Source organism: Flavobacterium sp. UBA5153, from assembly GCA_002413745.1.
Lineage (GTDB): Bacteria > Bacteroidota > Bacteroidia > Flavobacteriales > Flavobacteriaceae > Flavobacterium.
Window position 1 is genome coordinate 17081 of record DHXP01000067.1, and the last position, 13416, is coordinate 30496.

Here is a 13416-nt window from a genome sequence, read left to right on the forward strand (position 1 = left end):
ACCAATGAAGCTTCACTGTTTCTCCCGAAATTCAATTTTAATTTAAAGCATTCGGTTTTATGTAACAAAAGCTACAAACCCACACAATATGTTTTCAGAAATTTGTGCCAGAATTAAACACAATTAATAATCTACAGATGAAAATACTTATTATAGGCGGAGTTGCCGGAGGAGCAACTGCAGCAACAAGATTAAGAAGATTGAGTGAGGAAAATGAAATTATTGTTTTTGAAAAAGGAGAGCACGTAAGTTTTGCTAACTGCGGTTTACCCTATCATATCGGCGGCGTTATTGTTGAACGTTCCAAATTATTATTGCAAACACCAACTTCTTTAAGAACAAGATACAACCTAGATGTTCGTATTTTTAATGAAGTTTTGAAAATAAATAAAGAAGAAAAAACGGTCGAAGTAAGAAATCTTGTCACAAAAGAAATTTACACCGAATCTTACGATAAATTACTACTATCTCCCGGTGCAGAACCTTTCAGACCCAATATTCCCGGAATTGATTCGGATAAAATAATGACGCTCCGAAATGTTGCCGATATGGACAGAATTATCTCCAAAACCAAAAATTTGAAAAACATTGCCGTTGTAGACGGTGGTTTCATTGGTTTGGAAGTTGCCGAAAATCTGGTTGAAAACGAACTCAACGTAACCGTCATCGAGTTGGGAAACCAAGTTATGGCGCCAGTTGATTATGAATTTGCAAAAATGGTACAGCATCACGCGGCTGCCAAAAACCTAAATATTCTTGTAAACACGGGTGTTGAAGCTTTTGAAGACAAGGGCAATGACATTGAATTAAAATTGAATAATGGCGAAACTATTCTGGCCGATGCAGTCGTTTTTGCCATTGGCGTAAAACCGGAAAATGGTTTGGCCAAAGCTGCCGGACTGGATTTGGGCGTTACTGGCGGAATTGCCGTGAACGAGTTTATGCAAACTTCTGACCCAGATATTTACGCCGTGGGCGATGCCGTGGAAGTTTCTCATTTTATCAATCAGGTAAAAGTATTGATTCCGCTTGCTTGGCCAGCCAATAGACAAGGTCGAATTGTTGCCGACAATATCGTTCGAGGAAATAAAATTTCTTATAAAGGAACTTTGGGTTCTTCGATTATAAAATTCTTCGACTTAACCGTTGGCGCAACCGGACTCAACGAAAAACTATTGAAAAGGTATAATATTCCGTACCGCACCGTAACAGTTACCCGAGCGAATCACGCCAGTTATTATCCAGGCGCCACTAATATTGTCCTGAAAATGAATTTTGGTGAAGACGGTACAATTTACGGCGCTCAAGCCCTGGGACAAGAAGGAGTTGACAAGCGCATCGATGTTATTGCCACGGCCATAAAAGGAAATTTGACCATTTATGATTTACAGGAAATTGAGGTTGCTTATGCTCCACCTTATAATTCTGCCAAAGATCCCGTGAATATTCTGGGTTACGTTGCCGAAAATATGCTGAACGACGATTTGAGATTGATCAATTATGACCAATTGGACGAGTATCTTTCGACCGAAAATGCCATCCTGATTGATGTAAGATCCAAAAAAGAATTTGAAAACGGAGCGATTCCCAATGCCATCAATATGGACGTGGATACTTTGAGAGAAAATCTGGATTTCTTTGATAAAAACACGAAGTATCTTATTTATTGCCAAGTGGGTTTACGAGGTTATTTGGCACAACGAATATTGAGAAACAACAATATCCATTCCGTGAATCTCAATGGTGGTTACGGCGTTTGGAAGCCGGTGAATAGTTAACTTCGTTTTTAAAAACAGATTTCAGTCACCTATAAATCAAGAAAAAAGCCCCGAAACTTCTCAAGTTCGGGGCTTTTTTGGCTTTTTGCCAACTGTTGTGCTTACTGGCATTTATTCGATAACCATACTTTTGTTCGATAATTCAATATTGAAATTAATTTTAGCGTTCAAAGCTTTAAAAACTTTCAAAATTGTATCGAATCTTGCGTCTGTCAAGCTGTTTTCTATTTTAGAAATTTGAGCTTTTTTAACGCCAACCAATTCCCCTAGCTGTTCTTGCGTCAAATTTCTTTCCAATCTTATTTCTTTAATCGTTTGGCCAATTAAGTCAAGTCTTAATTCGTTTTCAAAAGCATCTCTTTTTGGGGTTCCGATTTCCCCAATATGTTTGTCAATTAAAACGTCTAAACTTGTAGTTTTCAATTTTCTATTTTCCATTTTCATTAGTTTTTATTGTTCAAAATAAATTGTTCTTAAATTTTCAGCTTTCTGAATTTCGTTTTTAGGCACTTTCCCAGTTTTTTTCTGAATTCCATGAGTTGAAATAACTAAAGTTTGCTGTTTATTTGTTTTATCCCAAAAAGCAAAAAATCTGTAATACGTTTTGTTATGCAAAGTCCTGAATTCCCATATATTGTCAGTCAATTTTTTAAATAATTCGTTGTCATTTTTATATTGCGATAATTTTATGTTGTAATAAATTTTCGTCTTAGCCTTTTCATCAAGACTTTCTATAAATTCGATTGCCTCGTCTAAAAATTCAACTTTAAATCTTGGCTCCATTCATTTCAATTTTAGCAAAGGTACAGGTTTCTTGATTAGGAAATAATTTCGACGTGTGTTTTTTGAAATGTACTGAAAAACAACATTTTGAATATTTGTGATTGTTACGCGATAGAATGCCCATCAACATCTGTTTGTCGAACTGTTTGATAGGCTTTTTCCTGCACTGTTGCCATATAGCGTGAATTATATAATTCTTATCACAAATTTCGTAAGATATTCCAATAAATCAATGAGTAAGTTTGTTGGTGTTGTAAAACACTTATTACAAAAGAAATATATTAAAAACAAAACACCATGAAAACGGAAACTAAAGGTTACAATTTAACGATCAATGTAAACAACTTTAATTTTTCTTATGATGATGTTGGTGATGGAAGCATTCCCATAATTTTCCTGCATGGTTTTCCTTTCGATAAAACAATGTGGCGTGGTCAACTTGATTTTTTGAAATCTTCTTATCGTTTAATCGCCTGTGATATAAGGGGATTTGGAAAATCAACAGACGAAGAATCACCTCTAAGTATTGATTTGTTTGGTAATGATTTAATACAGTTTATGGACACGTTAAATATTGATAAAGCCATTGTTTGCGGATTGTCTATGGGTGGTTACTTGGCACTTAATGTAATAAAAAGATTTCCAAGTCACTTTGAGGCATTGATTTTATGTGATACACAATGCATTGCCGACACTGCTGAAAGCAAAGAAAAACGTTATAAAATTATTGAAGAAATAGAAACTGATGGAGTTACTAATTTTAACGAAGGTTTCATAAAAAATGTTTTCCACAAAGATTCAATAACAAACAAAACGGAATTGGTCGAGCAATTGAGAAGTGTCGTGTTTTCTAATTCCCAACATATTATCAGTCAGGGATTAGTGGCGCTTGCTAAGCGTTCAGAAACGTGTTCCTCTTTGGGAGAGATAAGCATTCCCACATTGATTATTTGCGGCAGAGAAGACCAAGTAACACCATTGGCCCAATTTGAATTTATGAATGAACATAATAAAGGGTCAATACTTCATATTATTGATAATGCGGGTCACGTATCTAACCTTGAACAGCCCAAAGAATTTAATAAATATCTTGGTGAATTCTTGACTGATTTAAGTGGTTTTGATGTTTTGAATAGTTGAATGTAAATTATAGAGGTCTTAAATGATTAACAGCCTAAAACTCTTGTTATAATTTGAAAATGACTTCCATTAATGTTTAATAATTCCGTTTTTTTATGATATCTAAAAAGATAAATCCCGTAAAATTTGCAACACTCATTGGTTTATCGGTAATTGTTTTGTATTTCATCGCGTATGGTTCATTGAGCGGAGATAATAGTTTGCCTGAAAATGACGGAACTATTGTCAAAAACACACTGATAAATCCAGTTGAAACTAACGTCTCCCTGAGGGACAGCATAGTGGGCTTTGGAACGAAATTATTGGGAAAACCTTATGTTGCGGGCTGCTGTAGCAAGAATGGGTTTGACTGTTCGGGATTTGTTTTCTATGTTTTTCAGCATTATAAAATTCAGGTTCCACGAAGCTCTTCACAATTTGGGAATTTTGGAAAAGAAATCCCGATTGAAAGTGTAAAAAAAGGAGATATTCTGGTGTTTTTGAGTCCTACCAGAAACAATATAGGCCATGTGGGTATCGTTACAAATCCAAAAGGAAAGGAAAGCGATTTTATCCACGCCTCCTCGGGTAGTGAAATGAAAGTCATTATTACAAGTCTAAAAAAGGAGGGTTATACTCGTAGATTTGTAAAAGCGGTAGATGTCTTATCTGATTAATGATGAAACTCGTATTGATTTTGTTTGTTGTAACGAACGGGATGTTCACGCTCAATGTCATTAAGTTAAGGAAAATCGTCTCGGTTTTGTCATTCCGACAAAGGAGGAAACTCATATATTGCTCACGTTATGTGATTTCTCCCGTTGGTCGAAATGACAAAAAATCCTTAACTTAATGGCATTGCGCTTGCGCTAGCTGGGGGCTTTTCCTCCTAAACGCAGTGCGTTTGGCTCCAAAAGTGTGCTTTTCATCCCAAACGCAGCGCATCTGGCTCCAAAAGTGTGCTTTTCATCTCAAACGCAGCGCATCTGACTCCAAAACTGTGCTTTTCATCTCAAATGCAGTGCGTCTGGCTCCAAAAGTGTTCTTTTCATCCTAAACGCAGCGCATCTGGCTCCAAAAGTGTGCTTTTCATCTCAAACGCAGCGCGTTGACAATAAAACAGTCATTTTTGCTAGTGCGAGCGTCTCGCTAGTACCCCCGAAAAAAGAATTGATTTGTTTGTTCCACACGAAAGGATTCGTGCGGGAGGGGGGAATAGTTGAGAAAATCAAGTAGTTAGACTATCCCAAAAAGCCCATCAACATTCGTTTATCGAGTTGTTTGAGGTTTTTTTTCTGCACTGTTGCCAAAGTGTGAATTATATAATTCTTATCCCAAATTTCATAAGACATTCCGATAATTCAATACCTAAGTTTGCTACTGCCATTTAATACTAATCAACAGCAAAAAAACATCCGATTAGACATCATTAAAACGACTTAAAAACAACAAAAACACCATGGAAACAGCAACTAAAGGTTACAATTTAACGATCAATGTAAACAACTTTAATTTATCTTATGATGATGTTGGCGATGGAAGTATTCCCATTATCTTCTTGCATGGTTTTCCTTTCGATAAAACAATGTGGCAAGGTCAACTTGATTTTTTTAAATCTTCCTATCGATTGATAGCCTGCGATATTAGAGGATTTGGAAAATCAACAGACGAGGAATCACTACTTAGCATAGAAATGTTTGCTGATGATTTAGTAACGTTTATGGACAAGTTATATATTGATAAAGCCATTATTTGCGGTTTGTCAATGGGAGGTTTCATAACGCTTAATGCAATTAAAAGATTTCCAAGCCGTTTTGAAGCATTGATTTTATGCGATACACAATGTATTGCCGACACTCCTGAAGTCAAGGAAAAACGCTATAAAAATATTGATGAAATAGAAGCCAATGGAGTAACTAATTTTAATGAAGGTTTTATAAAAAATGTTTTCCATAAAGATTCACTGGCAAACAAAACGGAATTGGTCGAGCAATTGCGAGGTGTCGTGTTTTATAATTCCCAACACGTTATCAGTCAAGGATTGGTAGCATTGGGTGGCCGCTCAGAAACTTGTACCAGCTTGAGCAAAATACACATTCCAACATTGATTATTTGTGGCAAGGGAGATCAAGTAACGCCATTGGCACAATCTAAATTTATGAATAAACATATCAAAGGATCAATCCTCCAAGTCATTGAAAATGCGGGTCACGTATCCAACCTTGAACAACCCAAAGAATTCAACAAGCATCTAGACGAATTCTTGACTACTTTAAGTGGTTTTGATATATTGAGTATTGGATTGGAAACCAAAAAAATGATTAACAGTTGTTTGAGTACTATTAATGCTTGCTAATTCCTTTTTTTATGACATCTAAAAAGATAAATCCCGTAAAATTCGCATCACTCATTGGTCTAGTGATAATTGTTTTGTGTTTCATCGCGTACGGTTCATTGAAAAGAATTAATAGTCTACCCGAAAATGACGAAACTATTGTCAAAAAAACACTGATAAATCCAGTTAAAACGAATGTCTCCCTGAGGGACAGCATTGTGGGCTTTGGAATGGAATTATTGGGCAAACCTTATGCTGCAGGCGGCTGTAGCAGGAATGGGTTTGACTGTTCGGGATTTGTTTACTTTGTTTTTCAGCATTATAAAATTCAGGTGCCGCGAAGCTCTTCAGAATTCAGTCATTTCGGAAAAGAAATCCCGATTAAAAGCGTAAGAAAAGGAGATATTCTGGTATTTTTGAGCCCTACCAGAAACGATATAGGTCATGTGGGTATCGTTACAAATCCAAAAGGAAAGGAAAGTGATTTTATCCATGCCTCCTCGGGTAGTGAAATGAAAGTAATTATTACAAGTCTAAAAAAGGAGGGCTATACTCGTAGATTTGTAAAAGCGGTAGATGTCATATCGGCTTACTGATGTAAAAAATTATTGCTTTCTATCGAGTTTTGATAATAGTTGAAAGATTTACGCATTTTTATTTTTCATAGAATTCTATCGGCAAATTGTCCGGGTCCGCAATGAAAGTAAATCGTTTCTCGGTGAACTCATCTATTCGAATGGGTTCAGCTTCTATTTCGAATTTTTCTAAATGTGCAATGACTGTCTCCAAATCATCCACTTCAAAAGCAAGGTGTCTAAGTCCCATTGCCTCTGGCCTTGAAACTCTTTGTGGTGGATCAGGAAATGAAAATAGTTCGATAACATAAGTGCCATTGAGTTCCAAATCCAATTTATAGGATTGCCGATTTTCTCGATAAACTTCACGTATGATGGCTAATCCCAGGACTTCGGTATAGAATTTTTTAGATTTTTGATAATCAGAACAGATAATTGCAATGTGATGTACTTTGTTTATCATTGTTGTTTTTTGTGTCGTGATTGTCTTTTAATATTTAGTTGATTGTCGTTTTACAACTGCATTAACGTTTTGCCACTTTGAGGTGGCTGGAAATTCGTAACCTTTCAGTTTTCGGCTTAACGAAAACTTGATGCGAAACGGTAATTCCACTAAAACCCCTCGCTGTGCGAAGTCTCCCGACTTCGTACCTATTCCAATATACCATTACAATTATATTTCGACTGTTTAGGTTTATTAGTGTTAGTTTAAAATAGCAATGGGTACGAAGTCGGGAGACTTCGCACAGCAATTCCGACTTTTAAGAACATTCATTTTTTAAAGAACACTTCGGTTATCGGGGGGCACACTTGCCTCTTGTATTTCTTTCTGAAATCTTTACGATAACTCCATAGTGTTAACGGCAGGTATTCCGGTTCCGTTCAACACGGGTTTCATTGTTCGTGCTGCGCACGCAACGAAACCCTTGCAGAAGCCTTTATTTCTCTAAATGAATTTGAAAACCTAAACCAAGCATAAATTCACTTTCTAATTCAGTACTGTTTAATCTTGTTGAGTTATAATCAAGTGTCAATTCTAAAGCAACGCTACTATTAAAAAAAATTACTGGTCCAGTTTTAAATCCATAACCATTATTATGAAACTTTCCAGTATCATTACCATCTATTGTTTTTCCACCACCACCATAATAATTATATTGAGCTTGAAGTAATAAATTTATTCTGTTTTCAGGTTTTAAAAAATAGTAACGAATAAACGGTCCAGCTCCAAAGTATTGATATTTTTGATGATACCGATTATCATATGTATAGCTTAATTTTACACCTGCTGCTAATTTATCATAAAAAAAATACCCTATATTGGGGGAAATATTAAAAATCATTCTATCATCATATGGCTTTGTTCCGTCTGATAATTTTTCGACTTTAGTGTATTTAAAATTACCACTTCCTCCAACTAACCAATTCTTTTTCGTTAGTTGTGAATATGAAAATGTTGAGAAAAAGACAATTAACATTAGAAGTTTAATTTTCATTGTAATTTTGGTTTAAGGTTTCTGCTAACTTGTATATACTCGCTACAGAATAGCGACTATACATCCAAAATCGGGTAGATTGTCGCTATTGAATAGCGGATTCTAAACAAATATATAAATAATATTTTTATTACAAATCATCAAACGGCTTTTTATCTGCTGTCAATTTTTGAGGATTGGGTGAATGTGAATTTCGGGAGTCTTGCCGCCATTAGGTCAGGGCAACTGATAATAGGAATCAATTATTTTACAAAGAGTAAACCATCATTCTTTTGGCAATAAAACGGTGGCGGTAATATGCTCCAAAACCTCGAATGCCGTCTCGGCCATTTTGTTTCCTTTGTTGTCCAAAAGTGGGTTGACTTCAACAAATTCGATGCAAACCACTTTTCTGGTTTCGATAATTTGGTCGATGATAGCGATGATTTCATATTGGTCAAAACCTCTTGGAACCGGCGTTCCTGTTCCGTAAGAAATCAAGTCACAATCCATCGAATCCACATCAAAAGAAACATACAAAATATCGCAATGGGACAATTTATCCAAGGCTTCTTTCACGCAGGTTTTGAGTCCGCGATACCGGACTTCATCCACTTTGTAATTCCTGATTTTCAATTTTTCGATTTGCTTGTCTTCTGCTTCTTCGGTGTCTCGAACACCAAAATATACCAAATTTTCAGCCAAAACTTTCGCGCCTTTGCAACCAATATTTTTCATTTCTTCCCAATATTGTTGGGTTTCGGGAGCCAATTCGTTTATTTGGCAATCCAAATTATCATCGGCAATCACCGCTGCTAAAGGCATTCCGTGAATATTTCCCGAAGGCGAAGTGTAAGGCGAATGCAAATCGGCGTGGGCGTCAATCCAAATAACTCCCAATATTTGTTCGGGATAAACTGCCTTGATGCCGCTTATCGTTCCCAAAGCCGAAGAATGGTCTCCAGACAAAACGATGGGAAAAAATTTGGCTTCCAGATTTATCCTGACAGCATTGCAAACTCGAGTGCATTGTTCTACAACGTGCTCAATTCTTTTGGCAAAAGTACTTCGGTTTTTATCATAAATGGATTCGTTATGCGTTTTCACGTCTTCAAATTCAAACTGGTTGAAATAATCGCTGTTTTGGTTGATTGCCGCAATCTCAATGGCATCAACTCCCATATCAGAACCTCTTGTTCCTGCGCCAATGTCCGACCGATTCTTTATTAATTTTATAACTGGTTCCATACGATTCTATTTTCTAAAATCATTCAATGCTTTTTCGATAATTGCCAGACAGTCATATATTTGACTTTCAGTAATGACTAATGGCGGCGCCAATCTAATTTTGTTGCCGTGCGTTGGTTTTGCCAATAATCCGTATTCACTGAATTTCATACAAATATTCCAAGCCAAATCGGATTCTTCATCGCAATCAATGACAATCGCATTCAGCAATCCTTTTCCTCGAACCAATGTAATCAAAGAATTTCTTTGCGCAATTTCGTTCAATCCTTTTCTCAAAATAATTCCTAAACGCTCTGCATTTTCGGATAATTTTTCTTCACGAATTACTTCGAGAGCGGCAATGGCAACCGCCGCAGCAATTGGGTTTCCGCCAAAAGTGGAACCGTGTTGTCCGGGTTTAATCACGTTCATAATTTCATCATCGGCCAATACTGCCGAAACCGGATAAACACCTCCAGAAAGTGCTTTTCCCAAAATCAAAATATCGGGTTGCACGTTTTCGTGATGCACTGCCAATAATTTTCCGGTTCTCGCAATTCCGGTTTGCACTTCGTCAGCGATGAACAAGGTATTATGTTGCTCGCAAAGTGCTTTGGCTTTCGCCAAATAACCTTCGGAAGGAACATAAACTCCTGCTTCGCCTTGAATAGGTTCAACCAAGAAACCGGCGATATTATTTGTCGATTTTAAAACTTTTTCCAAAGCTTCAATATCATCATAAGGAATTTTGATAAATCCAGCCGTGAAAGGGCCAAAGTTTTTACGGGCACTTTCATCATTCGAAAACGAAATAATAGTCGTGGTTCTTCCGTGGAAATTGTTTTCGCAAACGATAATTTGTGCTTGGTTTTCAGGAATTCCTTTTACCTCATAAGCCCATTTTCGGCATAATTTAAGTGCCGTTTCCACCGCTTCGGCTCCCGTGTTCATTGGCAACACTTTGTCAAAACCAAAATATTGGGTTACATATTCTTCATAATTTCCCAATTGGTCATTATAAAAAGCACGCGAGGTCAAAGTCAATGTTTGCGCCTGTTTGATCATCGCATTCACAATTTTCGGGTGACAATGCCCTTGGTTTACCGCGGAATATGCCGAGAGAAAATCGTAATATTTTTTTCCGTCCATATCCCAAACAAAAACGCCTTCTCCTCTTTCGAGAACGACAGGCAATGGATGGTAATTGTGGGCTCCATATTTATTCTCTTTTTTTATCATTTCTTCAGATTTTGAAGAAAGGGTTTGATATATTTGTTCCATAGCACTTTGTTTTTTTAAACCGTTTAAATACAAAAGTAATTAAAATTTTTATTTCGCAATAAAAAATAATAATTTTGACTTATATTTGTTTAAAATAAGTCATATTTTATTTTTATACGAAAATATAAGTCATTTTAATCTAAATTATTATGGAAATACTAGATGAATTCGACACTAAAATTATCAAGGAATTGGAAAAAGATGGCCGAATGGCGTATTCAACAATTGCCGCCAATTTGAAAATATCGAACACGATGGTTCATCAACGCGTAAACCGATTGATGGAACAGGGGATTATCACAGGAATAAAACCGGTAATCAACGAGAAAAAAATTGGTTATGACTGGGGTGCTTTCACGGGAATTACTTTAAACAAAGACCAAGATTCGGGTAGAATTATCGAAGAATTGAAAAAAATTCCCGAAATCACCGAATGCTATTACATCTCGGGTTTATACACACTTTACATCAAAATCATTGCCCGAAATCACGAGCATATGCGTAAGGTGCTATATGAAAAAATCGACAATATTCCCGGTATTTCAAAAACCGATTCCATAATGGAACTAGGTTGCGCTTTCAAGCGAAATGTTACACTATAGTAAAAACTAATATTCAAAAAAAATGCAAAATTACAAGAATTACATAAAATTGGGACTGCTATTCTTCTGTATCAGTTTTCAGGCAATTTCTCAAAAAGCAGATACCAAAGAAATCAATAGACTCAAAAAATTAGCTCAAGAAGTCACCATTATCCGTGACAATTGGGGAATTCCACATATTTACGGCAAGACAGATGCCGATGCCGTATTTGGATTGCTTTACGCACAATGCGAAGACGATTTTAAACGCATCGAAATGAATTATGTAGAAAAACTGGGGCGTCTGTCAGAAATTAATGGGCAATCGTTTTTGTATAATGATTTAGAAACACGTCTTTTAATCGATGTAAATGAGGCAAAAGCCGATTATAAAAAAGCGGCTCCTTGGTTAAAAAAAGTATTGAACGGCTATGCTGACGGAATCAACTTCTATTTATACAATCATCCCGAAGTAAAGCCCGCTTTATTAAACCATTTTGAACCTTGGTATCCTTTGCTCTGGACTGACGGAAGCATTGGTGCCATAAGCACCGCCGATCTTTCCACTGGGGAACTTAAAGCTTTTTACTCCGATAATACTGATAAAGTAGCTTACGTGGAAAGAGAGAAAGACATGCAAACCGGCTCTAATGGTTTTGCTTTGGCTCCTTCTAAAACGGCTTCGGGAAATGCAATACTTTATATCAATCCGCATACTACTTTTTATTTTAGACCCGAAGTGCAAGTACACAGCGAGGAAGGATTGAATGTATACGGAGCAGTAACCTGGGGACAATTTTTTATTTATCAAGGATTCAATGAGAATTGCGGTTGGATGCATACTTCGTCAGCCGTGGATGTAGCCGACATATATGCCGAGAAAATAGTGACCAAAAACAAAAAATTGTTTTACGAATACGACAAAAAATTACTGCCTGTCATCGAAAAAGCAATCACCATAAATTACTCTGAAAACGGAAAGCTAAAAAGCAAAAAATTCAAGACTTACTTTACAATTCATGGTCCTATTATGGCCAAGAGAGACGAGAAATGGATAAGTCTAAAATCGAATAACCGTTCGATGAATAGTCTGGTTCAAAGTTGGGTAAGAACGAAGTCCAAGGGATTTGACGATTATAAAAAAGCAATGGATTTGAAAGCCAACACTTCAAATAACACTGTTTTTGCCGATAGCAAAGGAAACATAGCCTATTGGCACGGAAACTTCATTCCTATTCGAGACAAGAATTTAAATTGGGCGAAGGTTATGGACGGCACAACTTCGGCAACGCAATGGAAAGGCTTGCACGAGGTTTCCCAATCCGTTCATTCATACAATCCTGTAAACGGATGGTTGCAGAACTGTAATTCTACCCCCTTTTCCGTGGCTGGTGCCAATAGTCCGAAAAAAGAAAACTACCCTTCCTATATGGCGCCCGATGGTGAAAATTTCAGGGCCATAAATGCAGTCCGTATTTTAAGCAAAGGAAATAAATATACTTTAGACAAAGTAATCGCAGATGGCTACAACACTTATCTCACCGCTTTCGAGGTATTGATTCCTCCACTGACCGCCAGTTTTGATAAAAATATAAAACCAGGTGACCCGCTGTACAATGATTTGGCCGAACCAATAGCCGTATTGAAAAACTGGGATTATTATTCCAATGAAAATTCAGTTGCGACAACATTGGCCGTCGAATGGGCAACAAAATTATACCCAATTATTCAAAAAGTATATATTAACCAAGGCGAATCAGATCAGGTGGAAAACACGAAAAATTTCGCAAAAAACGCCACGGCCGATCAACTGCTCCCTCAATTGCAAATGGTGGTTAATGAATTGAAAACCAAATTTGGCAAATGGCAAATTCCGTGGGGCGAAATCAATCGCTTTCAAAGACCCTCTGGCGCTATTGACCTCGTTTATAACGATACTTTGGAAAGTTTGCCTATTGGTTATACTTCTTCACTGTGGGGCTGTTTGCCTTCATTTAGAGGCAATTATCAAAAAGACACCAAAAAAAGATATGGATCTAGCGGCAATAGTTTTGTGTGCGTGGTGGAATTTGGCGATAAAATAAAAGCCAAGTCTTTGCTTGCGGGCGGAAACAGTGGCGACCCACTATCCAAACACTTTAATGACCAAGCAGAAATGTATCGAAAAGGAGAATTCAAGGACGTTCTGTTTTATAAAGAGGATGTTCTAAAAAATGCGGAACGAACCTATCATCCCGGTGAATAATACCGCTAGTTATTTCA

General features: G+C 36.8%; 13 protein-coding genes. 7 read left to right on the top strand and 6 right to left on the bottom strand.

Annotated elements, in window-relative coordinates; genetic code table 11:
* The first annotated feature begins 137 nt into the window (after positions 1–137).
* The gene (locus tag B2145_RS13260; protein ID WP_291103107.1) at positions 138–1778 is read left to right on the top strand and encodes an FAD-dependent oxidoreductase; all 1641 of its coding nucleotides are present in this window, start codon (positions 138–140) and stop codon (positions 1776–1778) included.
* Positions 1779–1889: 111 nt separating this feature from the next.
* On the opposite strand, the gene B2145_RS13265 is transcribed toward B2145_RS13260, so the two are convergent.
* The gene (locus tag B2145_RS13265) at positions 1890–2216 is read right to left on the bottom strand and encodes a helix-turn-helix domain-containing protein (RefSeq protein WP_291103109.1); all 327 of its coding nucleotides are present in this window, start codon (positions 2214–2216) and stop codon (positions 1890–1892) included.
* A gap of 12 nt (positions 2217–2228) precedes the next feature.
* Positions 2229–2561, bottom strand: a complete 333-nt coding sequence (locus B2145_RS13270; RefSeq protein ID WP_291103111.1) for a type II toxin-antitoxin system RelE/ParE family toxin — start codon at positions 2559–2561, stop codon at positions 2229–2231.
* A 297-nt stretch (positions 2562–2858) separates the two neighbouring features.
* On the opposite strand from B2145_RS13270, the gene B2145_RS13275 reads away from it, so the two are divergent.
* The 4 genes from B2145_RS13275 (at position 2859) to B2145_RS13290 (ending at position 6611) form a co-directional block, all read left to right on the top strand.
* Entirely contained in the window at positions 2859–3701 is an 843-nt protein-coding gene (locus B2145_RS13275) for an alpha/beta fold hydrolase (RefSeq protein ID WP_291103114.1), read from the top strand.
* Positions 3702–3796: 95 nt separating this feature from the next.
* The gene (locus tag B2145_RS13280; RefSeq protein WP_291103116.1) at positions 3797–4357 is read left to right on the top strand and encodes a C40 family peptidase; all 561 of its coding nucleotides are present in this window, start codon (positions 3797–3799) and stop codon (positions 4355–4357) included.
* A 782-nt stretch (positions 4358–5139) separates the two neighbouring features.
* On the top strand, positions 5140–6036 hold the full coding sequence (locus B2145_RS13285) for an alpha/beta fold hydrolase (RefSeq protein ID WP_291103118.1): 897 nt from the start codon (positions 5140–5142) through the stop codon (positions 6034–6036).
* A gap of 11 nt (positions 6037–6047) precedes the next feature.
* Entirely contained in the window at positions 6048–6611 is a 564-nt protein-coding gene (locus B2145_RS13290; RefSeq protein WP_291103120.1) for a C40 family peptidase, read from the top strand.
* Between the two features lie 58 nt (positions 6612–6669).
* Here B2145_RS13290 and B2145_RS13295 read toward each other — a convergent pair whose 3' ends face one another.
* The 4 genes from B2145_RS13295 to rocD all read right to left on the bottom strand — a co-directional run bounded on the left by B2145_RS13295 (position 6670) and on the right by rocD (position 10573).
* Complete coding sequence (locus B2145_RS13295) at positions 6670–7053, bottom strand: VOC family protein (protein WP_291103123.1); 384 nt, start codon at positions 7051–7053, stop codon at positions 6670–6672.
* 475 nt (positions 7054–7528) lie between these two features.
* Positions 7529–8086 carry a hypothetical protein gene (locus B2145_RS13300; protein WP_291103126.1) on the bottom strand — a complete coding sequence of 186 codons (558 nt, stop codon included), beginning with the start codon at positions 8084–8086 and terminating at the stop codon, positions 7529–7531.
* A 264-nt stretch (positions 8087–8350) separates the two neighbouring features.
* Complete coding sequence (locus tag B2145_RS13305; protein WP_291103128.1) at positions 8351–9313, bottom strand: arginase; 963 nt, start codon at positions 9311–9313, stop codon at positions 8351–8353.
* 6 nt (positions 9314–9319) lie between these two features.
* A complete protein-coding gene (rocD, locus tag B2145_RS13310) occupies positions 9320–10573 on the bottom strand; it encodes an ornithine--oxo-acid transaminase (RefSeq protein WP_291103131.1) in 1254 nt (417 codons plus the stop codon).
* 149 nt (positions 10574–10722) lie between these two features.
* On the opposite strand from rocD, the gene B2145_RS13315 reads away from it, so the two are divergent.
* Positions 10723–11175, top strand: coding sequence for an Lrp/AsnC family transcriptional regulator (locus tag B2145_RS13315; protein ID WP_291103133.1), 453 nt, complete (start codon positions 10723–10725; stop codon positions 11173–11175).
* A 22-nt stretch (positions 11176–11197) separates the two neighbouring features.
* Positions 11198–13399, top strand: coding sequence for a penicillin acylase family protein (locus tag B2145_RS13320; RefSeq protein ID WP_291103135.1), 2202 nt, complete (start codon positions 11198–11200; stop codon positions 13397–13399).
* The last annotated feature ends 17 nt before the right edge of the window (positions 13400–13416 follow it).

Coding starts and splice junctions, on each gene's coding strand:
- B2145_RS13280 (WP_291103116.1), top strand. CDS start 3,797: ATGATATCTAAAAAGATAAATCCCGTAAAATTTGCAACACTCATTGGT.
- B2145_RS13315 (WP_291103133.1), top strand. CDS start 10,723: ATGGAAATACTAGATGAATTCGACACTAAAATTATCAAGGAATTGGAA.
- B2145_RS13270 (WP_291103111.1), bottom strand. CDS start 2,561: ATGGAGCCAAGATTTAAAGTTGAATTTTTAGACGAGGCAATCGAATTT.
- B2145_RS13275 (WP_291103114.1), top strand. CDS start 2,859: ATGAAAACGGAAACTAAAGGTTACAATTTAACGATCAATGTAAACAAC.
- B2145_RS13265 (WP_291103109.1), bottom strand. CDS start 2,216: ATGGAAAATAGAAAATTGAAAACTACAAGTTTAGACGTTTTAATTGAC.
- B2145_RS13290 (WP_291103120.1), top strand. CDS start 6,048: ATGACATCTAAAAAGATAAATCCCGTAAAATTCGCATCACTCATTGGT.
- B2145_RS13285 (WP_291103118.1), top strand. CDS start 5,140: ATGGAAACAGCAACTAAAGGTTACAATTTAACGATCAATGTAAACAAC.
- B2145_RS13300 (WP_291103126.1), bottom strand. CDS start 8,086: ATGAAAATTAAACTTCTAATGTTAATTGTCTTTTTCTCAACATTTTCA.
- B2145_RS13305 (WP_291103128.1), bottom strand. CDS start 9,313: ATGGAACCAGTTATAAAATTAATAAAGAATCGGTCGGACATTGGCGCA.
- rocD (WP_291103131.1), bottom strand. CDS start 10,573: ATGGAACAAATATATCAAACCCTTTCTTCAAAATCTGAAGAAATGATA.
- B2145_RS13320 (WP_291103135.1), top strand. CDS start 11,198: ATGCAAAATTACAAGAATTACATAAAATTGGGACTGCTATTCTTCTGT.
- B2145_RS13260 (WP_291103107.1), top strand. CDS start 138: ATGAAAATACTTATTATAGGCGGAGTTGCCGGAGGAGCAACTGCAGCA.
- B2145_RS13295 (WP_291103123.1), bottom strand. CDS start 7,053: ATGATAAACAAAGTACATCACATTGCAATTATCTGTTCTGATTATCAA.